The sequence below is a fragment of the Blautia faecis genome (genome assembly GCF_027662325.1).
Taxonomy (GTDB): Bacteria; Bacillota; Clostridia; order Lachnospirales; family Lachnospiraceae; genus Blautia_A; species Blautia_A faecis.
In genome coordinates, this window is the sequence record NZ_JAQDKY010000025.1 from 1 (window position 1) to 26,761 (window position 26,761).

General features: G+C 42.8%; 22 protein-coding genes, 3 tRNA genes and 3 pseudogenes. 12 read left to right on the plus strand and 16 right to left on the minus strand.

Annotation, left to right across the window (positions count from 1 at the left end):
* The first annotated feature begins 41 nt into the window (after nucleotides 1–41).
* The 3 genes from PGQ38_RS12005 (at nucleotide 42) to PGQ38_RS12015 (ending at nucleotide 337) form a co-directional block, all read left to right on the plus strand.
* A tRNA-Met gene (locus PGQ38_RS12005) sits at nucleotides 42–115 on the plus strand.
* A gap of 5 nt (nucleotides 116–120) precedes the next feature.
* Nucleotides 121–193, plus strand: a tRNA-Phe gene (locus tag PGQ38_RS12010).
* 71 nt (nucleotides 194–264) lie between these two features.
* A tRNA-Lys gene (locus tag PGQ38_RS12015) sits at nucleotides 265–337 on the plus strand.
* Between the two features lie 329 nt (nucleotides 338–666).
* Here PGQ38_RS12015 and yedF read toward each other — a convergent pair.
* The 4 genes and pseudogenes from yedF to PGQ38_RS12030 form a co-directional block, all read right to left on the minus strand.
* Nucleotides 667–1,293 carry a sulfurtransferase-like selenium metabolism protein YedF gene (gene yedF, locus PGQ38_RS12020; protein ID WP_173717493.1) on the minus strand — a complete coding sequence of 209 codons (627 nt, stop codon included), beginning with the start codon at nucleotides 1,291–1,293 and terminating at the stop codon, nucleotides 667–669.
* A gap of 73 nt (nucleotides 1,294–1,366) precedes the next feature.
* Nucleotides 1,367–1,576 (minus strand): annotated as a pseudogene (locus tag PGQ38_RS20045) (DUF6783 domain-containing protein).
* 46 nt (nucleotides 1,577–1,622) lie between these two features.
* The gene (locus PGQ38_RS12025; RefSeq protein WP_118583176.1) at nucleotides 1,623–1,859 is read right to left on the minus strand and encodes a putative Se/S carrier protein; all 237 of its coding nucleotides are present in this window, start codon (nucleotides 1,857–1,859) and stop codon (nucleotides 1,623–1,625) included.
* 73 nt (nucleotides 1,860–1,932) lie between these two features.
* The gene (locus PGQ38_RS12030; protein ID WP_173717492.1) at nucleotides 1,933–3,876 is read right to left on the minus strand and encodes a serine hydrolase domain-containing protein; all 1,944 of its coding nucleotides are present in this window, start codon (nucleotides 3,874–3,876) and stop codon (nucleotides 1,933–1,935) included.
* Between the two features lie 441 nt (nucleotides 3,877–4,317).
* Between PGQ38_RS12030 and PGQ38_RS12035 the strand changes: the two genes are divergently transcribed.
* Entirely contained in the window at nucleotides 4,318–4,743 is a 426-nt protein-coding gene (locus tag PGQ38_RS12035; protein ID WP_118583182.1) for a hypothetical protein, read from the plus strand.
* A gap of 201 nt (nucleotides 4,744–4,944) precedes the next feature.
* Here PGQ38_RS12035 and PGQ38_RS12040 read toward each other — a convergent pair whose 3' ends face one another.
* Nucleotides 4,945–6,135 (minus strand): metallophosphoesterase, encoded by a 1,191-nt coding sequence (locus PGQ38_RS12040; protein ID WP_173717491.1) that lies wholly within the window; start codon nucleotides 6,133–6,135, stop codon nucleotides 4,945–4,947.
* Between the two features lie 239 nt (nucleotides 6,136–6,374).
* Between PGQ38_RS12040 and PGQ38_RS12045 the strand changes: the two genes are divergently transcribed.
* Together PGQ38_RS12045 and trhA are read left to right on the plus strand one after the other, a co-directional pair.
* Nucleotides 6,375–7,340, plus strand: a complete 966-nt coding sequence (locus tag PGQ38_RS12045; protein ID WP_173717490.1) for a SpoIID/LytB domain-containing protein — start codon at nucleotides 6,375–6,377, stop codon at nucleotides 7,338–7,340.
* 207 nt (nucleotides 7,341–7,547) lie between these two features.
* A complete protein-coding gene (gene trhA, locus PGQ38_RS12050) occupies nucleotides 7,548–8,210 on the plus strand; it encodes a PAQR family membrane homeostasis protein TrhA (RefSeq protein WP_118583187.1) in 663 nt (220 codons plus the stop codon).
* Between the two features lie 74 nt (nucleotides 8,211–8,284).
* Here the strand turns inward: trhA and PGQ38_RS12055 are convergent, their stop codons facing one another.
* Nucleotides 8,285–8,527 carry a GIY-YIG nuclease family protein gene (locus PGQ38_RS12055; protein WP_148463437.1) on the minus strand — a complete coding sequence of 81 codons (243 nt, stop codon included), beginning with the start codon at nucleotides 8,525–8,527 and terminating at the stop codon, nucleotides 8,285–8,287.
* Nucleotides 8,528–9,062: 535 nt separating this feature from the next.
* Nucleotides 9,063–9,920, minus strand: coding sequence for a M23 family metallopeptidase (locus PGQ38_RS12060; RefSeq protein ID WP_118583191.1), 858 nt, complete (start codon nucleotides 9,918–9,920; stop codon nucleotides 9,063–9,065).
* Nucleotides 9,921–10,213: 293 nt separating this feature from the next.
* Between PGQ38_RS12060 and PGQ38_RS12065 the strand changes: the two genes are divergently transcribed.
* A complete protein-coding gene (locus PGQ38_RS12065; RefSeq protein WP_226837975.1) occupies nucleotides 10,214–10,621 on the plus strand; it encodes a hypothetical protein in 408 nt (135 codons plus the stop codon).
* Between the two features lie 153 nt (nucleotides 10,622–10,774).
* On the opposite strand, the gene spoVT is transcribed toward PGQ38_RS12065, so the two are convergent.
* Nucleotides 10,775–11,323 (minus strand): stage V sporulation protein T, encoded by a 549-nt coding sequence (gene spoVT / locus PGQ38_RS12070; RefSeq protein ID WP_270431895.1) that lies wholly within the window; start codon nucleotides 11,321–11,323, stop codon nucleotides 10,775–10,777.
* 430 nt (nucleotides 11,324–11,753) lie between these two features.
* Here spoVT and PGQ38_RS12075 point away from each other — a divergent pair, with 430 nt between their 5' ends.
* Nucleotides 11,754–13,178, plus strand: a complete 1,425-nt coding sequence (locus PGQ38_RS12075) for a GGDEF domain-containing protein (RefSeq protein ID WP_270431897.1) — start codon at nucleotides 11,754–11,756, stop codon at nucleotides 13,176–13,178.
* Between the two features lie 125 nt (nucleotides 13,179–13,303).
* Here the strand turns inward: PGQ38_RS12075 and PGQ38_RS12080 are convergent, their stop codons facing one another.
* The 3 genes from PGQ38_RS12080 to PGQ38_RS12090 form a co-directional block, all read right to left on the minus strand.
* Nucleotides 13,304–13,852, minus strand: coding sequence for a transcription repressor NadR (locus PGQ38_RS12080; RefSeq protein WP_148463441.1), 549 nt, complete (start codon nucleotides 13,850–13,852; stop codon nucleotides 13,304–13,306).
* 151 nt (nucleotides 13,853–14,003) lie between these two features.
* On the minus strand, nucleotides 14,004–14,861 hold the full coding sequence (gene nadC, locus PGQ38_RS12085; RefSeq protein ID WP_270431899.1) for a carboxylating nicotinate-nucleotide diphosphorylase: 858 nt from the start codon (nucleotides 14,859–14,861) through the stop codon (nucleotides 14,004–14,006).
* Nucleotides 14,854–16,191: an L-aspartate oxidase gene (locus tag PGQ38_RS12090; protein WP_270431901.1), complete on the minus strand. Its 1,338-nt coding sequence runs from the start codon at nucleotides 16,189–16,191 to the stop codon at nucleotides 14,854–14,856. The genes nadC and PGQ38_RS12090 overlap by 8 nt, the downstream gene beginning before the upstream one ends.
* Before the next feature lie 354 nt (nucleotides 16,192–16,545).
* On the opposite strand from PGQ38_RS12090, the gene nadA reads away from it, so the two are divergent.
* Nucleotides 16,546–17,466: a quinolinate synthase NadA gene (nadA, locus tag PGQ38_RS12095; protein ID WP_207741802.1), complete on the plus strand. Its 921-nt coding sequence runs from the start codon at nucleotides 16,546–16,548 to the stop codon at nucleotides 17,464–17,466.
* A gap of 116 nt (nucleotides 17,467–17,582) precedes the next feature.
* Here the strand turns inward: nadA and PGQ38_RS12100 are convergent, their stop codons facing one another.
* Both PGQ38_RS12100 and PGQ38_RS12105 read right to left on the minus strand, forming a co-directional pair.
* Nucleotides 17,583–18,884, minus strand: a complete 1,302-nt coding sequence (locus PGQ38_RS12100; RefSeq protein ID WP_270431906.1) for a sensor histidine kinase — start codon at nucleotides 18,882–18,884, stop codon at nucleotides 17,583–17,585.
* Between the two features lie 12 nt (nucleotides 18,885–18,896).
* A complete protein-coding gene (locus tag PGQ38_RS12105; protein WP_118583205.1) occupies nucleotides 18,897–19,637 on the minus strand; it encodes a LytR/AlgR family response regulator transcription factor in 741 nt (246 codons plus the stop codon).
* Nucleotides 19,638–19,897: 260 nt separating this feature from the next.
* Between PGQ38_RS12105 and PGQ38_RS12110 the strand changes: the two genes are divergently transcribed.
* Nucleotides 19,898–22,876: a glycoside hydrolase family 3 protein gene (locus PGQ38_RS12110; protein WP_270431908.1), complete on the plus strand. Its 2,979-nt coding sequence runs from the start codon at nucleotides 19,898–19,900 to the stop codon at nucleotides 22,874–22,876.
* 97 nt (nucleotides 22,877–22,973) lie between these two features.
* On the opposite strand, the pseudogene PGQ38_RS12115 reads toward PGQ38_RS12110, so the two are convergent.
* Nucleotides 22,974–23,405: pseudogene (locus tag PGQ38_RS12115) on the minus strand (DUF4143 domain-containing protein); the annotation flags it as partial.
* Between the two features lie 426 nt (nucleotides 23,406–23,831).
* On the opposite strand from PGQ38_RS12115, the gene eda reads away from it, so the two are divergent.
* Both eda and PGQ38_RS12125 read left to right on the plus strand, forming a co-directional pair.
* On the plus strand, nucleotides 23,832–24,470 hold the full coding sequence (gene eda / locus PGQ38_RS12120) for a bifunctional 4-hydroxy-2-oxoglutarate aldolase/2-dehydro-3-deoxy-phosphogluconate aldolase (RefSeq protein WP_195391715.1): 639 nt from the start codon (nucleotides 23,832–23,834) through the stop codon (nucleotides 24,468–24,470).
* A 4-nt stretch (nucleotides 24,471–24,474) separates the two neighbouring features.
* Nucleotides 24,475–25,497 carry a sugar kinase gene (locus PGQ38_RS12125; RefSeq protein WP_204454067.1) on the plus strand — a complete coding sequence of 341 codons (1,023 nt, stop codon included), beginning with the start codon at nucleotides 24,475–24,477 and terminating at the stop codon, nucleotides 25,495–25,497.
* Between the two features lie 3 nt (nucleotides 25,498–25,500).
* On the opposite strand, the pseudogene PGQ38_RS20725 reads toward PGQ38_RS12125, so the two are convergent.
* Nucleotides 25,501–25,578 (minus strand): annotated as a pseudogene (locus PGQ38_RS20725) (DUF6783 domain-containing protein); the annotation flags it as partial.
* A gap of 10 nt (nucleotides 25,579–25,588) precedes the next feature.
* Nucleotides 25,589–26,716, minus strand: a complete 1,128-nt coding sequence (locus PGQ38_RS12130) for a glycerate kinase family protein (RefSeq protein ID WP_270431911.1) — start codon at nucleotides 26,714–26,716, stop codon at nucleotides 25,589–25,591.
* Between the last annotated feature and the right edge of the window lie 45 nt (nucleotides 26,717–26,761).

Below are 26,761 nucleotides of genomic sequence, written 5' to 3' on the forward strand. Positions count from 1 at the left end.
TTCGAGTCCGATCATCGGCTTTTGGTTTTAAAAGAATATATCGCGGGATGGAGCAGTCTGGAAGCTCGTCGGGCTCATAACCCGAAGGTCATAGGTTCAAATCCTATTCCCGCTACTTATGCCCAGATAGCTCAGTTGGTAGAGCAGAGGACTGAAAATCCTCGTGTCGCTGGTTCGATTCCGGCTCTGGGCATTTTAAATGCCGAAGGTTGTTTAGAAAAAAACTTGGCGTTTAAGATGTGAAATATATGACAAATTTAATATGGAGCATTAGCTCAGTTGGTAGAGCACTTGACTTTTAATCAAGTTGTCCGGGGTTCGAATCCCCGATGCTTCACTTCATAGAATGCCGGAAATCCTTTATTTATGAGGGTTTCCGGCATTTTTATATTTTCTTATAATTCTCAAATAACTCTAATTAATCAAAAGCATATGTCCCATTTGTATCCCATTGAAAATAAGATGTCTCAGATATGTCTCATATAATAGTAAAAATCCACGCTTTAATTTTGAAATTTTCTTAAGGCCAAAAATTTGATTACTGAGAAAATTAGTGATTTTAAAGCGTGGATTTTTATTATTTAGAAGTTATTTAGAGAGTTATAGGTTTATTGTTCACTGGTAATGTTCTGCAAGGTATTTTGTGAACGGAGTAAACAGTAATTATTATGGGCGCACGATAGTTCCTGCGCTTTCCATAATTTCTACAATTTCGTACATATTAGTAACGCCACCAACTGCCAGTTTTTCTTTTAAACCATAGAAATCAAGGCAGGTACCGCAGGTGAGAATCTTTACACCCTCGGCTTCCAAAGATTTCAGATCTTCCAGGGAATCGGAGTCTTCGCAGGTAAGGGATGCTCCGGAGTTGTAGCACAGAATGATCTCTGGGAGCTGATCCTGTTTGGTGAGAGCGAAAATGAAGGATTTCATAAGAATCTTTCCAAGCTGTTCTTCACCATTTCCCATGGTATTGGCGGAAAGGACGGCTACAAGACCATGTTTCTTGGAATCCGGGGTGCAGGCTGGAACGGCAGATTCAGCTGCTGGTGTTGAGGTTGTGCTGTTTTCCGGAATCTGGAAGGTTACGGTGAAATCTTTCTTTGTTTTTTTCTCAGAAGAGACTGTAAAGCCTTTGCTGTTGCCAAATTTGGTAAGGTTCTGGACGGCAATTTCATTGTCAACGAGAATGATAAGGGTGCCGCCATTTGTCATTTCTTCGGATTCTTTCTTTGCGTTTACAACTGGGAGTGGGCAGGCCATTCCTCTTGCGTCAAATGTTTTTGTTTCCATGTAATTCCTCCTACTATCTATATTGTATTTTTTGAATTGACATTTTTCAACAGACTCTATAATACAGCAAATATTAAGTAATGGATACTCTGACACAGTAAATTTTTAATATATTGCGTGAGTAATGCTGAAAATTAATTTGTACTGCATTAGAGCCTGTTTGAAAAATCATTCCCGCAATCTGCACATCCCACTTTGCGGTATATTTCGCCCGAATTCAGTTGCCGTAGCCCGCTACGGCGCCCTCATCCGGGCGAAATCTCCCACAAATTGTGACGCACATCTTGCAGAAAGCCTTTTTCAGACACGCTCTAGAGCCTGTTTAATAATTAAATTATACACTCATATATGCCCTCTGGATCCAGGTCTTGCTCCTGAAGTAGTTTCTCAAGGGCAGTGCGGCTTGTGGGGGGCGCACACCAGGAAAGTCCGCAGCTGGCAGAGATACTTCTTGGAACCGGAATCAGTCTTCCTGGAGCACCAGTGGCTTTGCAGGATTTCTCCATGGCGATGGCGTCGGTGGTGCAGCGAAAGGTGATGATTAAGCGTTTTTCCTGGGAAATCATGGGGTACCTCCTGATTGACCGCATATTTGGTCGAAAAAAATTTTATTGCTATTAAAGTGCGATATATGGTGCATTACAAACTTTCTGTAGAATAGGAAGTGGTCGTTATTTCACTGGGTTCTGCTGAAAGTTCTCTGCAATCTGATTCATTTAAGGATGAAACTGATCCCTGTTCCGGAGCCACTTCAGCAGGTGTCACCAGATACCCATGCGAAACCGGTTCAATAGTCTGTTCCATTACCCTGTGAAGGAGCTCCAGGCCGCCTGTTCCCTTGAAGGCTCCATAGAGAAAGTTGTTGGAGATTTCTTCGGTGATGGATTCCAGACCTTCCATGATCATGCCTTTGCCTGGTGTTTCGTACCAGCGGATGAGAATTTCATCTTCAGGCAGGAAGAAAATGTTGATTTTTCTTCGAACACATTCTTCAAGGAAAGTGAAGTCCAGCTTTAGGACGGCGGTTCCGTTTTCATCTGTAGTGAAATCTCCGGAGGCTGCAATCAGATAGCTTTCCTCGTGGAGGGTAAGCCAGGATTCTTTGAATTTTCCAAGTCCGGTCGGGATGCTGTGCCATTCGCCGGATTCCAGAAAGTTTACGGAGAAATTGCCTTTTTCACAGGCGAATGAAATCTTTTGCACACCTTCCGTCATATTATTGTGGAAAATCTGGATAAACAACGGGAAAAGACCAATGCTCTGTGGAGAAAGTTCTAAAATTTTGCCATTAAGCTGCTGGGTGAACTGGTAAGGATTCGGTTCAGGAAGTCCTTTCACGTAATTCCAGGTATTCGGTCTGGCGTTAGTACTGTGGCGGAGCCCAGATGGATTTTTTTTCCAGCCGCCTTTTCGGAGGGCAGGAAGTGTCTGAGGCGCGTGAGTGCCGTTTTCAAGCTCGGCAGTCAGGCGGTTCAGGAGTGTCTGGGCACATGGGTTTTCAGGCAGAATATCTGCAGGATGAAAGTTGCGCGGAAAATGCTTGCGGATAATGTTCAGCATGACGCAGTTCTGGAAAAGTTCGTTATTTCCGGCGTTTGTGACGACTACCATGTTCATGTCAGGGTAAACGATTACATTCTGACCAAGCATTCCATTGAATTCAAAGCTGCCCGGGCGGGCTTCCATCCACAGCTGGTAGCCATAGCCGAAAGTACCTTCAATGCTTTCCTTATGCTTGGCGGTGGAGACTTCAACCCAGAATTCTGGGATAATCTGTTGACCGTTCCATTTACCTTTTTGTAGATAAAGCTGACCTAATTTTGCCATGTCTTCGGTGCAGAGGAAAAGTCCCCAGCCGCCTTTGGTAATGCCCTTAGGGCAGGTTTCCCAGAAATATCGGGTGATTCCAAGGGGAGCGAAAAGCCGTGGTTCCAGGTATTCGGTAAGTGACTGGCCGGTGCGTTCCGTGACGATGGCGGACAGAACGTAGGTATTCAGGCTGTTGTACTGGAAATTTTCCCCGGGGGTGCCGCTGATGGAAGAATTCAGGTAGCTGGTGAGCCAGTCGTTTCCAGAGACGATCCCGGATTCGTTGAAAGTGACGCCACTGGTCATTGTGAGAAGATTTTCTACAGTGACTTTAGGGCGGAAAATCTTGTTAAAGGTGTTCAGCTTTTTCTGGAAAATGTCGTAAATGTTCTCGTCCAGAGAAAGCTTGCCTTCCTCAACCAGAAGACCAATTGCCATGCCGGTGATGCTTTTGCACATGGAATGGGTCACGTGCCAGATCCGGCTGCGGTAGGGGGCAAAATTGGCCTCGCAGATGACCTTTCCATTTCGGAGAACCATGAAATGGTGCATGTCTGTATAGTGTGAAGTGTCCAGCTCCCGCAGCAGGTCGGCCAGCATGTCAGAGGAAATACCCTGGCTCTCCGGCGTGGCGCGGGGAAATGGCTGCTCGTATGGTTTGTCAAATGGAAATTTAGTTTTTTGCGGGAAGAAATCTACCCGGCTGGCTCCGTCCGTTTTTCCCAGAATAATGTTTGTAATCAGTTCTGCAACTGCAATCTGTTCTTTTGCCATAAGGTGCTCCTTTCTTTGGGAAAGCGGTAAAAGTTGTTGTTAGGGTTATTGTAGCAGTGGGGGACAAGTGTGTCAATAAGGGGTGAAATGGGGAAAATTTATAAAAAATGGTTCTATGGGTTGTATTGGCAGACATAAATATTACTAGTACATCGAAAATTAAGTATCTGCTATATTGACGCAGCAGATGAAAAATCAGACAAGTCAATATGGCAGTTACTTAATATTTGATGTACTAGACCCTGCACAATCACGAAAAGTGCGCAGTTCGCAGAGGAGTTTTTTCAAACATATTCTGGCGGCTGTTTGCTGTGAGCTGTCCGTGCAGTCTGCCGGAGGCAGAAAAAGTGCCCGAAATGGTACAAAGTTAATTGCATTAGGAGACAGCAGCGGTGATAAGCTTTTGGATTTTGGACAGGCATGACAAGAAGGAGGGCCTTTATGAGATTATTGAAAAAATATTTCAATCGGGAAAATAAATTCAGTTTGAAAGAACGTTTCAATATGGTGATGACCGTGGTGACTTGTTTTTTCATGGGAGTGATGAGTGAAAATGGACGGGGTATGCAGGGAATAAAGGGACTGATTGATGGAATCGGCGGACTGGCTGTAAGGATGAATGGATGGCTGAGTGTGGTGACTGGCTGGGAGCTGGGCGCGCATGAAGCTTATGAGATATATGAAAAAGGTATAGTGGGAAGATTTTTCCAGGGAAAGATGCTGGAAGGAATAGATGTGGTGAAGCGTGGACAGGCTTTAGTGGAAAGGGCTGGGCTGCGAGGAAGAAGGGGAAATCGGATACGGGATGTTTCACATGAGAAAGGACTGCCTTGCATGGAACGATGGGGGTGCAGAGGCAGTCCGTAGAGGCATAATCGGTTGATTTAATGTAACTATGAAACCTATATTGTCAGGTGGATATGTAATGGTTGGCTCTGTATATAAATACAGTGAAGCATGGTTGGAATGGCTTAAAATCTGAACCGGCAATATTTGAAAAATTAATTGGTAACTGTGAACTATGTTCACGAAAACATCTCGCGGTATAGCATCTGCGGAATAGTTACATTAATTGTTAAAATGAACTGTAATCGGACAGATTTCGCTGTTGGTGCCGACTCTCATGTTCGGTCCCCAGATTCCGGCTCCGGAAGTGACGATGTTGTGCATAGTTCCTTTTCGAAGGTAGCCACAGGAATTTTCCCAGAATAGATGGATAATCAGGTTTCCGGGGAAAATCTGACCGTCATGGGTGTGACCACAAAGGTCAAGGTCAACACCGGCAGCAGCTGTTTCGTCTAATTCTTTTGGCTGATGGTCAATAAAAATAATTGGTTTGTTCTGATCCAGCGATTCGGTAAGCTGGGATGGAGTGGCTCTGGAGCCTTCTACTTTTTCACAGCGGGAGGCATCCCGGCGGCCGACAATATAAAATTTGTTGTCGATCAGAACAGCTTCATCGTCTAGCAGGTGAATTCCTGCGTCTGTAAGAAATTCTTCCATTCTGGGATCGTTGTAGTTATCTTCTGTTCCGTTGAAGGTGAAACCTGCCAGGATTGGTTCGTTCAGGTCGTGATTGCCCCAGCAGGCGTAAACTCCATATTTGGACTTAATTCCTTTTAAAATTTCTTTTAATTTATCTGGTTTGGAAATGGCGTCATATTCATTATCGAAAATATCACCTGCGATACAGACTACATCTGGATTTTCAGTATTGATCTTTTTCACAATTCGTTTTGCCTGGGCGGTTCCCATGCTGTAGCCGAAATGGGTATCAGCGAGAAGGACTATTTTCAGGGAATCCATGCCGTCAACTGTTTTTTCAACGTTTATCTCATAAGGTGTAGTTTTCACATGGGTTACATGAAGGATTCCGTAAACACTGAGGCTGATGATCAGTATGGTGCAGATCAGGCCTGTGATGACGAAAGTGCTGCGGTGCCCGATAAACGGGGCATGGAATATGTATTTCAGTATCAGACGGCCAAAATCAACGACAGCGATTACCAGCAGAATATAGATGAAAGTTCCGAGAAAATAGTTACCTGTATGCTTGAGAATACGGTGCAGGTTGGCCGGCTTTTTGATGAGAAAGCCGGTGAGCAGGGCTGTTGCTAATATTATGTAAACTCCTATAAAGGAAGCGCGAAATGCCATTGTCTGAAAAAGTCTGTGACAGGCGCCCATCCATCGTATCATCCAACGGACAACGTATGCATTGATCAGGATGTATAGGGGTGCGAGAAAGAGTGCGGCCATGAAAAACCTCCGTTATATTTACTTTGAAAATTAGCAGTTACACGCTTTGTTACCGTGTCTGCGCAACAATGGGTACAGTATACTACGGTTAATAAGTTTTTGCAATTGTGCATATAATAAGGAGAAATGAGATAGACAGGAGAGCTGTTGCTTATGCGGGCAAAGCGAGAAAGATTCCTGAAACCTGGAACATCAGGTATGCCAATTATTTTTAAGCAATGGCAAAGGGCAGGAAATATATGAGAAAATGGTTTCGGAGCTTTTATTCTTCAGGGCTGTTTATTCCATTCATTTTATTACTACCGTATATGTGTACAATTGCCTTGAATGGGGCTGATAAAGCACTTTTACTGCATTCTCCGGGGGTGGAGGATATGGTTCCGCTGATGTTGATGGTACAGATGAAAGGGGATTATGCGGAGGAAGCGGTGAAAGCTCAGGCGGTGATTGCAAGGTCGGAGGTGTACAGGCGGCTGGAGGAGGGGGAAAGTGAAGGAGAAATTCTGGATGAAGTAAGTGAAAGTATCGCAGGGAAAAACAGGGAAAGAAGAGTTGAGCAAATGATAGCTGCGACAGAAGATGAAGAGGTGTTATCCTTCCGAATAGCAGAATTAAATAGTGGCAGGAGTTTTGTTGTTGGGTATGGAGGTGTCTGGAAATTACTGAGTGCGGTGGATAAGCTGCAGCAGTATGGAGCAGCGGCAGAGGCAACAGTCGGGCAGGTTCTTACATATAATGGAAAGCTGAAATTAGTTCCCTATCATGAGATCAGCAGCGGTAAAACCAGGGATGGGAAAGAGGTTTTTCACAGTGCAGATTATGGCTATCTGAAATCAGTGGAAAGTAGTCAGGACAGGGAGGCACCAGATTATGTAAACAGTACATATGTGCCTGCCAGTCAGCTTCCTGCGAAGCTGGTGGTCAAAAAGCGAGATAGTGCCGGTTATGTGACTGCGCTGACAGCTGATGGAAACTGGCTTGAGGGTGAGACTTTTCGCCAGGGCATGCATCTGGCTTCCGCAGATTTTTCAGTGCAGAAAGTAGGAAAAATGGTGCGCTTTTTATGCAAAGGAAAAGGACATGGAATTGGATTTTCCCAGTATGGGGGGAATGAGATGGCGAAGAAAGGGAGTAGCTGGGAGGAGATATTGGAGACATATTTTCCGGAGATGGAGGTTGAGGCAGTGATGGAGATGGAGAGGTGAAAAATGTTGCTGAAAATCGAAAAATTACTTTTATTATAAAAGTTTTATAAAACCCCTTGAATTTTTCAAAAAAAGTGTTATAGTATAACACATACTTGATGACGTAGTAATTAAAACTACATGGTAAAGTTTACAAAAACATTGCAGCTCAGGGGTCAAACTGATTGCTTGCAAAGTTGCTTTGGAAAAGTTCTAGGAGGTGCTATCATGAAATTTAAATTAAAAGATCCGGGAAGTGCGATTACACATGGGATTGCTTTTCTTCTGGCAGCAGTGGGAGCAGCGCCTTTATTGATTCGCTCGTCAGAGTGGAGCGATCATATTCATATTGTGGCACTGGGAGTGTTTATTCTTACGATGATGCTGCTTTATGCGGCAAGTACTCTTTATCATTCCGTTGATTCTACGGCGAAGGTGAACCGCAGACTGAAGAAGCTGGATCATATGATGATCTTTGTAATGATCGCTGGAAGCTATACGCCGGTGTGCCTGATTGTTCTTCATAACAAGATTGGATATATACTTTGCGCACTTGTGTGGGCGACAGCAATTCTGGGAATTGTATTTAAGGCATTCTGGGTGACTTGTCCGAAATGGATTTCTTCTGTGCTGTATATTGGAATGGGCTGGTTGTGTGTGCTTGCGTTCATGCCAATTATTCATGCATTGCCTAAGGCTGGATTTGGCTGGCTGCTGGCGGGGGGAATTATTTATACGATTGGCGGTGTGATCTATGCACTGAAGCTTCCCATCTTTAATGCGAAACATAAGAATTTTGGGTCACATGAGATTTTCCACGTATTTATTATGCTGGGAAGCGCGTGTCATTTTATTGTGATGTATTGTTTTGTGGCGAATATGCCGATTTGATGATATGGTAAGGTAAAATATTTTAGACAAGTTTTTTAATAACTTTTAATATTTAGAGGGAACTGTGACCTCCTTTAAAATTCCATCAGGGCTAATTTTTTCGCCCGGGTTAATTGTTTGATTGCATATTCCCGGCTCATGGCTTCTTCTTTGGTGGCGTAGCCTTCGTAGTAGACAAGAGTTACCGGACGTTTGGTTTTGGTGTATTTGGCTCCGTTTTTGCCGCTGTTGTGGGCTTTCAGGCGCTTTTCCAGACAGTTTGTCCATCCGGTGTAAAGAGTACCGTCGGCACACTGGACGATGTAGGTGTAATTCATGGGGCTCCTTTTTGGGTTGTAAGGTGAAAGTTCTTAATGTTTTACTATGAAAGTCACGGACGGCAGCCAAGAATGAGCCATGCTTGCATGAGCGAATTATTGGATATCGGACGGGCTAGAGCGTATGAGTAAGTAGGGTGATAGCCCGGATTACGAATGCGGTCGGCAGCTGTGGGAGCGCTATAGGCGCGGAACAGCTGACTTTCATATATGGTGATGTCGCCAACAGGCGACATGTCCGTTTAGGAATTAAATAAATATTTATGTAAAGGAGTATCGTCATGCTGTTAACTGGCTGACAATGCTCCTTATTTTTATAAAAAGCAATCGGTAAGCTGGTATATTATTTGCAGTCCAAAAGAATACTATAGCGTGTCAGAATGGCTACCATGGCGGGTTCCGGGCTCTTAGCTGCCTGGAAGGACTGGAAAAAGCAGGTAGGATTTAGGTACCGACTGCGGATTTTCCCACCTGCTTTATTATACGTTGTTTTTTTACTTTTGTGAATGTTGATATTTCATGGACTGAATTTTTTTTACGGCAGATACGTGATCGGGTCGATTGGTTCTCCGTCTTTTTTCATGGCGAAGTACAGGTTACTGCCTTCTTCGCTGTAATAAATGGTAGGAGCTGCGACATAGCCTATGATGGAACCTTTGGTGACGGTATCGCCTTCAGCAACGTCCAGATCAGTAAGCTGACCATAGATTGCCTGGTAGCCGTTTCCAAGCTCCATGGTGACGGTAGTGCCAGTTTGGGCATTATTTTCAATCGAATATACGGTTCCGTTTACTGCGGAAACTACAGGGGCACCTTCCACTGCTTGTACGGAAATTGCAGGGCTCAGTTTATACTGATCCAGAGTTGGGAAGTAAACACTCTGATCCATGCTGTAATCAATGAGAACATGTCCGTTTACCGGCCACTCCATTAATGTATCTTCCGAGAAGTTGATTTCCGGTCCTTTGTGCAGGGAGATCTGGGCGTTTACGCTGGTACTTTCTCCAATGTCAGAGGAGCTGGAAATATCAGCGGTATCGTTAATGTCAGCAGAATTGGTTAAGTCCACGGTATTGTCAAGGCTTGCCATGTCTGTTGCGGATGAATTATCTGATTCGTTTATCAAAGACTCACTGTCTAGGATTCCGGTATCGGAAATTCCGTCCAGATCTGCTTCTACCATGTTAGTACCTGCTTCTGCAAGGGACGAATCATCAGTTGAGTTGGCTCCATCTGCTTTGGCAGTGTCATTTTCCTTGGTGCTTTCCAATGGAAGCACTTCCTGAATATGTTCTGGTTTGTTTGCAACCTGGTAAGCGGTCACTCCGAGAACTGCCATAACTGCAAGGAGAGCGCCGTTGAAAATAAATTTTGCTGTTCTGTTTTTCCTCATATTCTTTTCACCTCTACATACATTCTGTTCACAGCTGTTGTACCTGTCTGTATTTATAGGGTGTCCAGAAAATTGGAGGTTATTCATTAATTCATGAAAATGAGAAAATTTAAATTGGTGGCACTTATATAAGCGGCATGGTATAATAGGGGAAAACATGTGCGGTGCTGTGAAAAATAAATGATGTCGGCAGCTGTGGGAGCGCCATAGGCGCGGAACAGCTGACTTTCATATATGGTGATGTCGCCGACAGGCGACATGTCCGTTAAAAAATAATTTACAGGGGGTAACTTGTGGTGAAGATTACAGAGGAGCTTTTGCAGAAAGCTGATCAGATTCCGAATTTCTCAGATGGAGTTATTATGCCGGATGGGGATTACAGATTGATTGAGGAGAAGGGCCATCTTCAGACCATGATGGCGCTTTTGCCATATCCGGAGAAGGAGATTTGGAAGATGATCCCGGAGAATGATTCGGCACTGTTCTGGATGATCGAGAAGACAGGATGTGTGCTTACAGATTATAATTCAACTGTGGGTATGGTGATGACGCGGTCGCAGAAGGAGGTTTTTGATGCACTGGTTGCCCGTGGGATTATTTCGCCGGAGTATTTTGATATTACCAGGCAGAGGCAGAAGATGCGGGATCAGGGCAAGCAGGGTAGCACTGTATCTGAAGAGAAAACAGAACAGGATTGTTGAGGTATATAAATTCGAAAACTGCTGTACCATTTAATGGACTTTGAAGAGGGGCTAAATGGATACAGCAGTTTTTTAGTTTCTGTTCACTGGCAGATTGCGGGAATAATTTTTCAAACAGGCTCTATCGAGACGTTGACTGCAGCGATAACAAAATTATTGTTCCATCTGTCGTCCAAGAAACCCGGCGGCGGTCTGCGCCAGAAGCTTTTCGCTGGCGCCGGGAATGTCTTTGTCTGTTTTTCCTATGAGGATGACACTGCCGATAGCATCTCCGGCGGCTATGATGGGCTGGATGACCTGGGATGTGGATGGAGCTGGCTGTTCATCCACCACAGGGACTTTGCCACGGTCTTTGGCACTAAGACATTTGGCTTCTCTGTCATTGATAACAGCTTCCAGCTGGCTGCTGATCAATTTTCCAATGAATTCCTTACTTCCCGGACCGGCAGCAGCTACTACCTGGTCGTGGTCAGTGATGCAGGAAAGCATGCCGGTGGAATAGGAGAGGGACTCGGCGTATTCTTTTGCAAAAAGGCTAAGCTCTCCGATTGGGGAGTATTTTTTCAGAATGATTTCACCTTCACGGTCGGTGAAAATTTCAAGTGGGGTACCTTCTTTGATTCGCAGGGTCCGACGGATTTCTTTTGGGATGACCACCCGGCCCAGATCATCTATTCTTCTTACGATTCCTGTGGCTTTCATTTATCTGTTCCTCCTGTACTTTATGATGCAATTGTGGGAAACAATTGACTTTTTTAAACACACTATAGAGCTTGTTTGTTTTGTGGGTTTCCATATTTTGTAGTGTATGGATAGTATGTGAAAATATGGGGGAATTATGCGCACGAGATGAGGTAATTTTTTTGCTCGTGACAATAAGAAGGTATCATATTCAACAGTTTTTGAAAGGCAATTAGGCGAGTATGATTGGTTTACATAACAAAAAAATCTTATGAGTTGCCGGCCAGGTTGTGAACGCTACTTCTTGTGCTTGTCACAAGAAGGTTCGTCTTTTTGTGCATCGCAAAGCGCATTACTGTGAATGGAGTGAGCAGTAACGAACGGTAATTTCGGAGAAAATTCATGCAAATTATGTATGGTTTACATATGGAAATTATGATAAAATATATTTATGAAAAAAAAAAAGCTTGTTTTTTTAGCGTTTGCAACCATTGCGATTGCATTATTGCTTGAAGCCGGAATTTTAAAGTATGTCAATGACAGTAATACATACAGGATGTCAAAAGTACTGCTGGATCGTGTTATCACCGTGCTCAATAAAAATGATGATAGTGAAAATGGACTCATCGAATCGCTAAAGGACGATTATATAGTAAGAGCAAAGGCTGTATCCTATATTATAGATGCAAAACCACAGGTGGAATATGATGTAGAAGAATTGCAGAAAATAGCAGATTTGATATTAGTAGACGAAATTCATTTGTTTGATAAAAACGGATATATCTACAGTGGTACTTTGCCTAAATACTATGGCTTCAGTTTTGACTCCGGAGAGCAGATGGAATATTTTAAGCCTATGCTTACAGATAAAAAGCTTAACATGTGTCAGGATGTTACTCCGAATACCGCTGAAGGAAAGGAACTGATGTATGCCATTACATGGAACGAAGCCGGTACCAGAATGATCCAGATCGGCATCGAACCAAAGCGTCTGCTTAAAGAACTAAAGCAAAACGAAATCTCCGCTGTAGTAAGTGATATGCCTGTTTATAAGGGAATCGAAATTTTCGTGGCAGACTCCCAGACAAAAATTGTAAAAGGTGCTACGGATTCCAGACAGATAGGCGTGAAACTGGAAGGGCTTGTTGTATCATCTGATAAAAAAAGCGGCGAGACAGATGTCCGACTCATAAGGATAGGTGGAAAACGCTGCAAATGTTTACTCAGTCAGTATGATGACTATATTGTAGCTGTAACTATAGACAGTTCCTTTTATCGGCAAGGAAATATTTTTGCGGTTCTCATAGTTGGCGTGTATCTTGTATTGGCTTCCTGCTGTATGTTCTACATGCTTTCAAGAGTTATGAAAGAAAAATATGAAAAAGAAAAACTGCTGTACATATCAAACACAGATGAACTTACAAGATGCTTTAACCGACATGCATACGAAGAAAGGATAAACAACCTTGATCTCCGCGAGGAATGGATATATATTTCCATGGATCTTAATAACCTGAAATATACAAATGATTCTCTTGGACATGCTGCAGGCGATGAACTTATATGTGCAGCGGCCGATTGTATGAGGGAAAGTTTTGGAAAGTATGGAAATGTTTACAGAATCGGAGGAGATGAGTTTGTTGTGATCATCACCGGAAATACAAAGGAATTTCAAAGCATAATAGAAAGCTTTGACCGGCGTGTTGCACAATGGCATGGGAAACTGGTGGATTCTATGACAATCTCATGGGGATATGTTTTCAGTTCTGAGAAAGAATGGGATAACATCTATGACATTGCCAAAGAAGCAGATGAAAGAATGTATAAGAACAAGGAACGCTATTACCAGGAAAGCAAAATAGTCAGACGAAGGTAACAGATTGCTTTTTCCTTATATTTTCAAATATTCTAAATACAACAGAGTTGATTGAAATTTTTTTGGAATAACAAGAACCAGGATGAGACGTGTGCTCAGCCTGGTTCTTGAACTTTTTTTTGTTTTTATTCCTGACCACCCCAGAAATCTACGGGCTCGTAGTCCTGTAATTTCGCAAGGAACCCCTTCTGCTGAAGTTCTTCCTGAATGGCATCCAGAATTTCTTCGCTTTCGGCGTCGATGGTGTGATAGTGGTAGCCGGAGGTTACATTTTTCAGAAGGCTGGATTTGCCAGTGCTGATTTCCTCCATGTAGGCGCGGATGTCGCGGCGGGATTTGATTCCCATGTCAGCTTTCAGCACGCCGTAGACCTTGTGGTAGACGAATACGTCGCGAATCTGGCCGCCGGCGTCTACGATGGTGCTTAATTCCTCTTCAACCTGATCATCTGTGTGATAAACCTTAAAAACTCTGGAATATTTCCTGTCCTCCTGGAGCAGATAGCCTTTGTTGGTGGAAAAAATGGTAGCTCCGTTGGCACGCAGGAGAGAAATATCCTGGACAATAATCTGGCGGCTTACATTTAATTCCTTAGCTAAGGTACCGCCGGAAATGGGATTATTGCTGGAAGATAGGATATTCAGAAGTTGTTTTCGTCTTTCTTCACCTTTCATTTTTTATCTCCTGTCTGCTGGTTTGTGATGAAAGTTACCTGTTACCGTGTAGAGCCTTTGTCAAACATGTTTGGGGACGTGTTGATGGCAGGAAACAGGTGACTTCCATTCTGATAATTACTGTCGGTGGGGGAGTTCAGCCGAATAGGGCTTACTCCACCGGATGAAGATTCTTCATAGATAAATCCATAATAGGAGCAGAATGTGTAAGTGCTCCGCTTGATACATAATTTACACCCAAACCAGTGAGTCTGGCAATATTTTCTTTTGTTATATTTCCGGAAACTTCAATTTCGGCACGTCCGGCAATGTAGTCGATGGATTCTTTCAGCTGTTCAGTGGTCATATTATCCAGCATGATAATGTCCGCACCAGCTTCTACTGCCTCTTTTACCATATCCAGGTTTTCTACCTCTATTTCAATTTTGCGGACAAAAGGAGCGTAGGCTTTTGCCATGGAGATGGCCTGTTTTACGCCTCCTGCGGCACCGATGTGATTGTCCTTGAGAAGAACGCCGTCGGAAAGATTATAGCGGTGGTTATTGCCGCCGCCTACACGAACGGAATATTTCTCGAAAATACGGTTGTTCGGGGTGGTTTTTCTGGTGTCAAGAAGCTTGATCCCGGTTCCCTCAAGAAGAGCTGCAACCTGGCTTGTGTAGGTGGCGATTCCGCTCATTCTCTGGAGATAGTTGAGGGCGGTTCTTTCTCCGCAAAGGAGCACACGGATATCTCCGTAAATTTTTCCCACAAGCTGTTTATTTTCTACGTGGTCTCCGTCTTTTACATAGAATTCAGTTCTGGTGGATGAATCCAGAAGTGTGAAAACACGCTCAAAAACCTGGAGTCCGCAGATGATTCCATCTTCTTTGCAGATAAGATCTACAACGCCTGGGGTGGGATTGGGCATAACGCTGTTAGTGGATACGTCTTCGCTTGTGATATCTTCTTTTAATGCGCTTAAAATGAACGGATCAACATTTAATCCGAGAGTTACCTGATCATACATATAAAAATTCCTTTCTGCCTTCTGGATTTTGGCCAAGGGTGATGGCCTGTGTGGCAAGATGGTGATAAGTTTTGGCCAGAGTCTGGATGTCCTGGTATGGGGTGAAGTCTACGTGGGAAGCAAGGTAATCAGCAACTTCGATGGCATTCTGGGGTGAAGCATTCTTAAGATCGTGCTCTGCCATATCCTGCGCTGCCCGTCTTGCGAAAACAAGGCTTTCCAGCAGGGAGTTGCTTGCCAGGCGGTTTTTGCCATGGACACCGTTGCAGGCAGCTTCTCCTACTACATAGAGATTTTCCATGGAAGAACGGCTCTGATAATCCACTTTTACGCCGCCCATGAAATAATGCTGTGCCGGAACAACCGGGATACATTCCTTGAAAACATCATAGCCCATTTCCCTGCAGTGTTCAACAATGTTTGGAAAATGGTGGCGAAGAGTTTCTGCCGGGATGGTGCGCAGGTCTTCCCAGACAAAGTCGGTGCCGTCTTTTGCCATCTGTTCGTGAATTTTCTGGGAAAGAAGATCACGGGGCAGCAGCTCGTTTACGAAACGGTTCATGTTTTTGTCGTAAAGTCTGGCACCTTCGCCACGGACAGATTCGGAAATCAGAAAGCTGCGGTCTTCCGGATGTTTGGTGTAGAAGGTGGTAGGGTGGATCTGCACGTAATCCGGGTTCTGCAGTTCAATATTATGCTTACCTGCAATAGCAAGTGCGTCGCCGGTAAGGTGGCGGAAGTTGGTGGAATGTCTGTAAAGTCCACCTACCCCTCCGCTGGCCAGAACGGTATAGGTTGCAGTAACGGTGTCAAGGGAACCATCTGGACGGCGGATCACAGCGCCGTAGCAGTGGTTGTCTTTTTCCAGAATATCAACCAGGGTGGTGTATTCCAGAAGTTCTACATTGGAAAGCTTCTGGACTTCGCGGAGCAGGGTGCTGGTGATCTCTTTTCCGGTTACATCCTCGTGGAAAATAATACGGTTGGTGGAATGGGCGCCTTCTTTGGTGTAGGCAAGACTGCCGTCTTCGTTTCGCTCGAACTGGGCACCGTAAGAAACAAGATCCCTGACAACCTCCGGGGAGGTTTTAATCATGATCTCTACGGATTTTTTGTCATTTTCGTAGTGTCCGGCTTTCATGGTGTCTTCAAAAAAGCTGTCATAGTCGGACTGTTCTTTCAGCATGCACATGCCGCCCTGGGCGAGAAAGGAATCGTTACTGGTAAGGTCGGACTTGGTGATGACGGTGATTTTTTTGTCGCGGGGAAGCTGGAGGGCACAGTAAAGACCGGAGCAGCCGCTTCCTGCGATGAGGATATCTGTTTTCATAATTGATGGTCCTTTTTTCGTGGATAAATTTGGTGTACAGAGAAATTTTGCAAAAGTAATCTGAAGCGCAGGCTTATGAAATTTCTCTGTGAATGATTACAATGGTGCGTGCGGATTCAAATTTTCCGAACGACATGCCCTGTAGTATATCACTAAACTTTACAATTGACAAGATAGCTGTAAACTTTTTTGTTGACAGTGAGGACGGCAGGTAATATAATCCTAAGAAAATGTCCGAAAAGAGTGGAGCTATTAGCAGCCAATGAGGGTAAGAAGATATTTAAGAACACATTCGGGCATACATGGAAAATTAAAGTTCCGGAATAAATGAAAACACAGGAGTGAAAAACGATTATGATGACAACAAGACAGCTGCAGGATGAAATTCTGCGTTTAAAGAAGGAAAAAGATATCTGCATTCTGGCGCATGCATACCAGAGCCATGAGATTCTGGAGGTAGCAGATTACACAGGTGATTCTTATGGACTGAGCCAGCAGGCGGCTAAGGCTCCGCAGAAGAACGTGCTGATGTGCGGCGTGCGCTTTATGGCCGAGACTGTGAAGATTCTTTCCCCAGAGAAAACAGTTTACCTTTCCAACAGTGGTGCAGGATGTCCAATGGCAGAGCAGCTGGATGTGGAGATGCTTTCCGCACTGAAAGAGTCCAATCCGGACTACACAGTTGTGGCTTATATTAATACCACTTCCGAACTGAAAACAATCTGTGATGTGTGCGTAACTTCTTCTTCTGCGTTGAAGATTGTGAACAATATCGACAATGACAAGATCCTGTTTATCCCGGACTGCAACCTTGGCGCATGGGTGGAGAAGCAGGTTCCGCAAAAAACGTTCAAGTTCGTTCACGGGGGATGTCCAACCCATCTTAGAATGTCTGTAAGAGATGTGAAAAAAGCCAGAGGCGCTCACCAGGAAGCGAAGTTACTGGTTCATCCGGAGTGTCTGCCAGAGGTTTCTGCAATGGCAGATTATATCGGAAGTACAACTGGAATTATGAAATATGCCAAGGAAAGCGATGCCAAAGAATTTATTATCGGAACAGAGAACAGCATTGTTCAGCATCTTCAGTACGAGTGCCCGGACAAGAAATTTTATCCGCTGTCAAAGGACTGCGTATGCCACAATATGAAACTGACAACCTTGATGGATGTCTATAATTGCGTCTGCGGTCAGGGCGGAGAAGAGATCAAGCTGGATGAGAATGTGAGAGTGAAGGCGAAGGCTTGTATTGATACTATGTTGACGCTGGGGGAATAAAGATATTGACATACAGTAGAAGAGATTTTGGTACGAATATCCCAAAATCTCTTCTATAATGTTATGAATTTCTTAATTACTATTCTTTTTTGGTAAAAATAAGTCTGAAAACGTATCTATAATGTCAGCATAATATCTACGACATACAGCCCATTTTCCCAGTGGTTTTGAAAGTAGCCCTGATATTTAGTGACAATGGAGCGGATTACACGCATTCCAATGCCGTGGTTGCCGGAATCTTTTTTTGATGTGATTAGAAGCGGATTGCTTTTTAATACGTCAACTGAGGAACAGTTTTTTATGGAAATATAGAGATACTGGGAATCAGTGTGGATTTGCAGCTGAATGTCGCCATTTTTTTCCTTGCGGCAGGCATCGATGGCATTATCCATAAGATTCATGAGAAGACTGCACAGGTCATTTTCTTCGATGGAAATTTCAGGTGGAAGCTGAACATCTGCCATAAATTTAATATTGGAATCCTTTGCCTCATTTGCTTTTTGAGTCAAAAGATAGTCTACAAATTTGTTCCCGGTATTAAATTCTTCCAGGCGATCATAACGCTGTGAAAGGTTATGCTCTACAAATGTTTCCAGGTCATCATATTTTTTTAGTTGAAGTTCTGCCTGCAAATAAAAAAACAGGTTTTTCATCTCATGCTTATCGCGGTGCAGTTGTTCTACAAGCGCGGCAGAGCGTTCCAGATGTTCCAGTTGAAGTGCCTGTCTTTGATTGAGCATGGAAACCTCCATGAAGTGATCAAAGTTTCGGATCATCAGATAGGAAAGATAATATACAAGTACGATTAAAAAGCACAGCACAAATTCCTGTAAAAGTCCATAAAACGACTGAACCCGGTAACTTCCCCAAATAGAGAAATAAGATAATATCTGAAGTCTGTCTGCTGTATAGATAAGAACTGGTGCGAGAAACATGAAAAACCAGTAGGAATAAGGCTGTACAGATGTACTTTTTAAGGCATGGCGCTTATAGAAAGCAGATACTGCAATGATTGCCAGATAGTATAATAATGCGGAGAAAAAATTAAAACTATATTGGCTTACATAGCTGGAAAGCATCAGTGAAAAAAGAATACCAATGCAGCCCTTTATGCTGACGAAAGTAAAAAGGCAGGAAACAAAAGTTGTCATAACATTTTTCAAATCGTAGTTCACAAAAAGCAAGGCATATAGCAGGCCACATCCGATTAACATAATGAGATAGAGATTAAATTCATCATAAAACACGTCAAACACATTAAATGGAATGGCAAAAATAATAGTAAACAGAATAATAGAAGCCCATTTGTTTATGTATTTATTTTCTTTAAAACTATAAGCGGAAACTAATGTAACCAGAAGGACGAAAAAAGTGATAACATCTTCCGGCCAGCTGACGATAATGCTTAATATTTCCATAAATAACTCCTCTTAATGCTGCATTTTCAATGAAATAAACTGAGCTCGTGTTTCAGTGATCCGATTTCTGCTTAAAGGAAGAACAGCGCCATTTTCCAATACAATCTGATTTTTTTCAATCCGGGAAATATAGCGGTGATTTACCAGATAGCTTCGATGAGGCTTTATAAATCCCTGATTGTTTAATTTGGTTTCAAAAAGGGAAAGGGTCTGGCGTAAAGAAACAGTTTCCTTGTTAGTGATAACTTTGCAGTGTTTTCCGTTTACTTCAATATATTGAATTTCGTTACAGTGAAAAGAGTAAACGGCAGTGCTTTTTTCTTCCTCTATTGTGATTGCTTTTTCTTCGTTGCGGGTCATTTCATAGATCAGATCACGGGTTAAAGGGGCAAGTTCTTCCAGAAAATGATTTTTGCGGATAAATCGAAACGGTCTCACTTCGAAAGACTGAAACACAAGCTCAGATTTGTTGCTGATAAATACGATCAGGGTTTGCAGACCAAGCTCACGTATTTTTGAGCTTAATTTTATGCCGTTTAATCCAGGCATTTCAATATCCAGAAAAAGAATATCGTAGGTGTTTCCTTTTAGAACAGACTGAAGCAGTGAATTGCCATCTGAAAACTCAGCACAGTCTGTTTGGTAATTGTGCTTTTGAAATGCTTCTATAATGTGAAGCGTCAGGTAATTTCGTATTGCCGCTTCGTCCTCTGCAATTGCAAAACGGACGGATTTGTTGATTACAGAATTCATAAGACCTCCCCATATTTATAAAACGCATTGCGTATTTGAAAAAGTTTCAAATTTTATATTCAGTATAGCACAATCCATTTCCGAACGTCATTGGAATATCTACATTTCAAGCCCTATTTTTACATTTCATGCCCCGTCCGAAACATCTGGAACCCCTATTTGACAATTGGTGCCACACTACTTCCTTTTTGAAAAAAAGTCTGTTATCTTCTCCTATACCAAAAGACATTGGGAAATGCAAAGAAAGAGAGGAAAGAACTATGAAAGAGAAGCTGAGAACAATATTTCTTAGCAGCAGTGTGTCCTTGTTGTGTTTTACATCAAAAGTAAGTGCGGCTGGCTTAGAGGTGCAGACAAGTGACGTAATAACGGTAGTAAAAAACTGTATTCCGTATGTGATCGGAATGCTTGCAGTAATTATAATTGCAATTGCAGTTGCTGTTGCTGCAAAAAAACAGGATTTAAAGAAAAAATTTATGATCAGAAAACAGTGCTTATGTGCAGGAATCCTTTCCTTTGTACTGTCCTTTAACTTAATCTGTAACGGACCCCTTAGTACGTTGCTGGATGTGCTTGTAAATCCGGTAAAAGAGGTTTCAGCAGAGACAAAAGAAGAGGCAAATAACCTGATTACAGATATTGCAGGAGAAGGTTCTGTTCTGTTAAAAAATGATGGAACCTTACCCCTTTCTTCCGACGTGAAAAACCTGAATGTATTTGGCTGGGCGTCTACCAATCCGTGTTATGGCGGAACCGGTTCAGGTGCAGTTGATACATCAAACTGCGTATCACTTCTGGATGGAATCCAGGCAGGTGGATATACTTTAAACCAGACTTTAATTGACATGTATACTTCTTACGCGGAAGAGAGGGGCGAAGCTGGAATGACAGCTGTTGATTGGACTTTGCCTGAACCTACAGCAGATTATTATACAGATGAAATTTTGGATGAAGCAAAAGAATTCTCTGATACAGCAGTGATCGTGCTTTCCCGAATTGGTGGCGAGGGAACCGATCTTCCTACTGACTTTGGAGCAAAAGATGCTGAAGGAAATAAAATTTATACATACAATGATAACAGCAGCGAATACAGCGATTTTGAAGAGGGACAGCATTACCTTGAACTTAGCCAGACTGAGAAAAATATGATAGACATTGTGTGTGAAAATTTTGCTCATGTAATTGTGATCTGCAACAGCTCAAATGCAATGGAGCTTGGGTGGGTAGAGAATTACGACCAGATCGGCAGTGTGATCAGTTGCCCAGGCGCTGGAGAAACAGGTTTCGCTGCACTGGGAAAAATCCTTAATGGAGAAGTAAATCCCTCTGGAAAACTGGCTGACACTTATGTATATGATCTGACAGCAACACCTGCATTCAACAATTTTGGTGATTTCACTTATGAAAATATGAATGAATTCGGCTGGGAAGAGGCCAATCCATTCAGCGGTGAGACAAAGCAGAACGATGTAAACTTTGTCAACTATGTTGAGAATATTTATGTTGGCTATAAATTCTATGAAACAGCATATGCAGAAGCGGAAGCTGGAAATATGGATTTTGACTATGATAAAGTAGTTCAGTATCCATTTGGCTATGGTTTATCTTACACCAGTTTTTCCCAGAAAATCGTAGATTCAAGCGAAACAGATGAGGGAATCAAGCTTACTGTCGAAGTTGAGAATACTGGTGATGTGGCAGGAAAAGATGTAGTAGAGGTTTATTATAATCCGCCATATACCAATGGCGGCATTGAAAAGTCAGCTGCTAATCTGATTGACTTTGGAAAAACAGGTGTGTTAAATTCTGGTGAGAAAGAAACTCTGGAGTTTACTATTAACAAGGAAGATATGGCATCTTATGATTATAAGAACGAAGGCTGCTATGTTCTGGATGAAGGCGACTATGAACTGAGTATTCGTTCAGATGCACATACGATTCTGGATACTGTAGAGTATAATGTGCCTGAAACCATCGTTTATGATGAGGACAATGCAAGAGAATCTGATCAGCAGACTGCAACAAATCAGTTTGATTTTGCAGAAGGAGATGGTGTTGTTTATCTGAGCAGAGAAAATGGCTTCGAGAATTACGATGAGGCAACAGCAGCTCCGATTGATTTCACAATGGATGAGGATAGAAAAGCAAATTATCAGAATATCACCAATTATGATATTGATAGTATGAATGATAATTCAGAGGAAATGCCAACTACAGGCGCTGATAATAAAATTAAGCTTGGTGCCCTCAGAGGAAAAGATTATGATGACGAAATGTGGGACAGCCTTTTGGATGAGCTTTCTATTGAGGATATGACCACATTGATTGCAGGCGGTGGTTATCAGACAACTGCAATTGATTCCATTGATAAAGCAGCAACAACGGACAATGATGGTCCGGCAACTATTTACAACAACTATACGGGAGCAACCGGAAGTGCATTTACAACAGAGGTTATGCTTGCAAATACCTGGAATAAGGATATTGCTTATGAAATGGGTAAGAGCGTAGGAAAAGAAGCAGACGAGATGGATGTTTCAGGATGGTATGCACCTGCAATGAATATTCACAGAACTGCTTTTGGCGGAAGAAACTTTGAGTACTATTCAGAGGACAGCGTACTTTCTGGAATTATGGCAGCAAATGAGATCAAAGGTGCTGATGAGTATGGCGTATACAGTTATGTGAAGCATTTTGCCCTGAATGACCAGGAGACAAACCGAATTTACCAGCTTTGCCTGTGGAGTACAGAGCAGGCAATCCGAGAGACTTATTTGAAGGCATTTGAGATTGCTGTAAAAGAAGGTCATACAGGTGCAGTAATGGATGCACATTGTTTTATTGGTGATAAGTGGGTCGGCGCAAGCAGTGAGCTGAATAACACAGTCCTTAGAGATGAGTGGGGCTTCCAGGGCTTTGTTTCTACAGATATGTTTGCTGGATATGGCTATTATGATGCGGATATAGCAATCCGTTCCGGTGTGGACAGTATGTTGAATCCAATGAATTCCCCAGACGCAACTGTAACGGATACACAGAGCGCTACTTCTGTGAATGCAATGCGTAAAGCCTGCCACAACATTTTATACACAGTGGTAAACAGCAGAGCATATAATGAGGAGAATGCATATTTTATGGTTCTTTGGAAGAAGATCCTGATTATGCTCGATGTGTTGGCAGCAGTTATTCTTGTTGTGATTGAGATACTTACAGTGAGAAAATATCGTAAGATCAAATAAAATGTTTTAATAATGATAAGGTCCTGCACCTGTGGAGAAATCTTCAGGGCAGGATCTTTTGTGCTTCCACAGCAGAAGGAATTCGGCAAAATGGGGGAATAATACCCACATCAACATTGTAACCGCGCATGCGAAGCTCATTATAGATGACATTTTCCATAGAATGAGTCTGTTCAAACTGGCGGAAATTGATCCTTGCATTGCGGAGTCCTAAATCTGTAAAATAATATTTTTTCGGCGTTTCGATATATGCTTTTCCCTTAATGTTATAACGACCGGCTGCTTCAATTAGAAAAGAATCTTCAAAATAATCCAGATATTTCTTTATAGTACTGGAAGTTATTTTGGATTTTTTTACTGTTCTGAAGGTGTTTTTCAGTTTTTCATCCATATTGTCTTTTCGGAGATAACCGTTTAGAACGGATTCGAAACAATCCAACATTTGCACTTCGTCCAGGAGAAGATAATACATTTTATCGTCTACAATCTGAGTACGAATGTAAGCCATAAATTTCTCTGGATCTACACCTCCTTGTAGAAGAGATTTTTGGTAATATATGTAAAATCTCTTTTAGAAAGTTCGTGCTTCGCTGAAAGATAGCCAGCCGTTTCGGCAGACTTTTTTCTTCATCTGCAACTGTCATCATACGTTTTCACACAAAGCAAAAGACTATAGTTGCAGGAAACTTGCAAAAAAGAACTGCCAAAATGGAAAAATAACCTAAAATTGAAGGAAATAATTGGTAGTAATTACATATTGCAAATAGAGTATGGTGAGATATATTATAAGCACATCAGATGAATTTTATAATAAAAAAGAAATATCTGCTAAAAAATGGAGGTTATCTGTTAAAAATAAAAAAATGGTATGATGAATTTGATGCGTTCGAAAAACGCTCATGTCTATTGTTAGACAGGATTTTCGTAGTAATTAAGTGGTGAAAAAGGAGAAAGTATGAACACAGTATTGGAAAAAATTAAAAAAATGGGAATTGTACCGGTTGTAGTAATTGAAAATGAGAAAGATGCAGTGTCGCTGGCAGATGCACTTTGTAATGGCGGACTTGCCTGCGCAGAAGTAACTTTCAGAACTGCAGCAGCAGGTGAAGCTATCCACCTCATGAAAGAGGCACATCCAGAAATGCTAGTGGGTGCAGGAACCGTACTCACTGTAGAGCAGGTAGACCGTGCTGTTCAGGCAGGTGCTGAATTTATTGTAAGCCCTGGTTTTGACCCGGAAATTGTCGATTACTGTATTGAGAAAAAGATTCCGGTGCTTCCAGGCTGCATTACACCATCTGAAGCTGCACGGGCAGTACGCAGAGGTCTTTCTGTAATCAAATTTTTCCCGGCGGAGCAGGCTGGTGGACTGGCATTTATTAAGGCAATGGCAGCACCGTATACTTCCTTAAGTTTTATGCCAACAGGCGGAATCAATCCGGAGAATGTAAAGAAATATCTGGAATACGATCGTATTTTTGCCTGTGGAGGAAGCTGGATGGTAAAAGGCAAACTGATCGCAGAAGGCAGGTTTGACGAAATTGAGAAGCTGACCAGAGAAGCCGCAGAAATCGTAAAGAATATAAGAGGATAATAAAATGGGAAAAAAATTTGATATGCTGGCATTAGGCGAAGTGCTTCTTCGTTTATCACCAGAAGGAAACGAACGTTTAACCCAGGGTACCAGGTTTGAGAAACAGCTGGGTGGGGCAGAATTAAATGTAGCTGTTGGCGCAGCCAATCTGGGGCTTACTACAGGTGTTATTTCCAAGATTCCCTCTCACGCCATTGGAAATTATGCGAAAAGGGAGATTAGAAGAAACGGTGTTGACACGGATTATCTGGCTGGAGATGACAGTGCAGATTCCAGACTGGGAATTTACTATTACGAATATGGTGCAGATCCTCGTAAACCTCAGGTGGTTTACGACCGCAAGTATTCTTCTGTGAATAAATTATCTTTAGAAGATTTTCCAGAAGAAATGTATGAAAATACAAGATGCTTCCATACCAGCGGAATCACCTTGGGACTTGGCGGTCCGGTAAGGGAAAATGCTATTGAAATGATGAAAAAATTCAAAGAAAAAGGTGCATTGATCTCATTTGATGTAAATTTCAGGGGGAATTTGTGGACTGGAGATGAGGCAAGAGACTGCATTACAAAGATTTTGCCCATTGTAGATATCTTTTTCTGCTCAGAATCCACAGCTAATCTCACATTTGGAAAAACAGGGGATATAAAAGAAATCCTGAAAAGTTTTTCTGATGAATATGATATTGCTGTAGTTGCAGCAACCCAGAGAATCGTGCATAGTCCAAAGTCTCATACTTTTGGTTCCGTAATTTATGAGAAAAAAACAGACAGCTATTATGAAGAAAAACCTTATGAGAAAATTGAGGTTGTAGATAGAATCGGAAGCGGAGATGCGTATATTTCCGGTTTCTTATACGGATTATTAAAAGAAAATGGAAACTGTCAGGATGCGTTGGAGTATGGAAATGCAGCCAGTGCTATGAAAAATACCGTCAGTGGGGATATGTTATGGACAGACCCTCAGGAAATTCAACAGACAATCGAGATGCATCATAGTATAGGACAGGATTTTGAAATGAAGCGTTAGATAGCCAGTAGAGCGTGTTTGAAAAATTATTCCCGCAATCTGCACGCCCCACTTTGCGGTATATCCAGAGCAGGAAAAGATTAATTACGCTTTAAAGCAGCCGGAACACCTGCTCGGCAGTGGCAGTCATATTGGCTTTTGCAGTGGCTGAATCCATAGCTTCCGCAAGTGTGCAGATATTTCGTAAAATTGGGAAAAAAGCATCAATTCCCTCTTTATTGCAGGCGGCGGCTTCCTTTGTGACACTTCCGGCAAATGCGATAACCTTTGCATGGTGTTTTTTTGCCAGTTTCGCCACGCCTACAGGGGCTTTTCCCATGGCTGTCTGAAAATCCAGGCGGCCTTCACCGGTGACTACCACGTCCGCATCAGAAAGTTCCTGCTCCAGTCCTACAGCATTCAAAATCAGTTCGATCCCAGGCGTCAGCGTCGCCCCCAGGTAGGAGAGAAAGGCGAAGCCAAGCCCTCCGGCAGCACCGGCACCAGGGGTATTGCAGTAATCCGTTCCCAGAGCTTGGGAAGTGATTTGGGCAAAATGTGCCATATCTTCATCTAATTGCTTTTTCTGATTTTCTGTCACACCTTTTTGCGGACCGTAAACATATGTGGAACCAATTTCACCGCAAAGAGGGTTATTCACATCGCATGCCACCTGAATATGAGCTTCTCTTAAAAGCGGATTCAGGCCGGAAATGTCGATTCTGGAAACCTTCGCCAGTGCCTGTCCGCCTTCGCCTGCATCCACATCATTTTCATCCAAAAAACGTACGCCAAGAGCTTTTAACATACCGATGCCGCCGTCGTTGGTGGCGCTTCCGCCGATTCCAATGATAAAATTGCGGCAACCCTTCTGGAGGGCATGGTTTATCATTTCGCCCACACCGTAGCTGGTAGCAAGAAGAGGATCCTTTGCATCATCTGGAACCAGTGTGATTCCGGCAGCGGAAGCCATTTCCATGACAGCGGTATTGCTGTCTTTCAGATATCCATAATGAGCCTTGACCGGAGTGTGCATGGGTCCGGTGACGGTCAGATCGATCCGCTCTCCGTTCATGCCTTCGATCAAGGCGTCCGTAGTGCCCTCTCCGCCGTCTGCGAGAGGTTTTACGATGACTTCTGCATCCGGCTTTGCCCGAAGAACTCCTTCCCTGATGGCCATTCCGGCTTCTATTGAGCTTAAGCTTCCCTTTAAAGAATCAATTGCGATGACAACCTTCATATGAAAAAATCCCCCAAAAAATAAATGGTAAAATATGTTGCGAAA

Coding starts and splice junctions, on each gene's coding strand:
- PGQ38_RS12060 (WP_118583191.1), bottom strand. CDS start 9,920: ATGAGGAAAAACAGAACAGCAAAATTTATTTTCAACGGCGCTCTCCTT.
- PGQ38_RS12030 (WP_173717492.1), bottom strand. CDS start 3,876: ATGGCAAAAGAACAGATTGCAGTTGCAGAACTGATTACAAACATTATT.
- PGQ38_RS12090 (WP_270431901.1), bottom strand. CDS start 16,191: ATGAAAACAGATATCCTCATCGCAGGAAGCGGCTGCTCCGGTCTTTAC.
- PGQ38_RS12105 (WP_118583205.1), bottom strand. CDS start 19,637: ATGAATTCTGTAATCAACAAATCCGTCCGTTTTGCAATTGCAGAGGAC.
- nadA (WP_207741802.1), top strand. CDS start 16,546: ATGATGACAACAAGACAGCTGCAGGATGAAATTCTGCGTTTAAAGAAG.
- PGQ38_RS12110 (WP_270431908.1), top strand. CDS start 19,898: ATGAAAGAGAAGCTGAGAACAATATTTCTTAGCAGCAGTGTGTCCTTG.
- PGQ38_RS12035 (WP_118583182.1), top strand. CDS start 4,318: ATGAGATTATTGAAAAAATATTTCAATCGGGAAAATAAATTCAGTTTG.
- trhA (WP_118583187.1), top strand. CDS start 7,548: ATGAAATTTAAATTAAAAGATCCGGGAAGTGCGATTACACATGGGATT.
- yedF (WP_173717493.1), bottom strand. CDS start 1,293: ATGGAAACAAAAACATTTGACGCAAGAGGAATGGCCTGCCCACTCCCA.
- PGQ38_RS12080 (WP_148463441.1), bottom strand. CDS start 13,852: ATGAAAGGTGAAGAAAGACGAAAACAACTTCTGAATATCCTATCTTCC.
- PGQ38_RS12040 (WP_173717491.1), bottom strand. CDS start 6,135: ATGGCCGCACTCTTTCTCGCACCCCTATACATCCTGATCAATGCATAC.
- PGQ38_RS12055 (WP_148463437.1), bottom strand. CDS start 8,527: ATGAATTACACCTACATCGTCCAGTGTGCCGACGGTACTCTTTACACC.
- PGQ38_RS12075 (WP_270431897.1), top strand. CDS start 11,754: ATGAAAAAAAAAAAGCTTGTTTTTTTAGCGTTTGCAACCATTGCGATT.
- PGQ38_RS12045 (WP_173717490.1), top strand. CDS start 6,375: ATGAGAAAATGGTTTCGGAGCTTTTATTCTTCAGGGCTGTTTATTCCA.
- PGQ38_RS12130 (WP_270431911.1), bottom strand. CDS start 26,716: ATGAAGGTTGTCATCGCAATTGATTCTTTAAAGGGAAGCTTAAGCTCA.
- spoVT (WP_270431895.1), bottom strand. CDS start 11,323: ATGAAAGCCACAGGAATCGTAAGAAGAATAGATGATCTGGGCCGGGTG.
- nadC (WP_270431899.1), bottom strand. CDS start 14,861: ATGTATGATCAGGTAACTCTCGGATTAAATGTTGATCCGTTCATTTTA.
- eda (WP_195391715.1), top strand. CDS start 23,832: ATGAACACAGTATTGGAAAAAATTAAAAAAATGGGAATTGTACCGGTT.
- PGQ38_RS12025 (WP_118583176.1), bottom strand. CDS start 1,859: ATGATTTCCCAGGAAAAACGCTTAATCATCACCTTTCGCTGCACCACC.
- PGQ38_RS12100 (WP_270431906.1), bottom strand. CDS start 18,884: ATGGAAATATTAAGCATTATCGTCAGCTGGCCGGAAGATGTTATCACT.
- PGQ38_RS12125 (WP_204454067.1), top strand. CDS start 24,475: ATGGGAAAAAAATTTGATATGCTGGCATTAGGCGAAGTGCTTCTTCGT.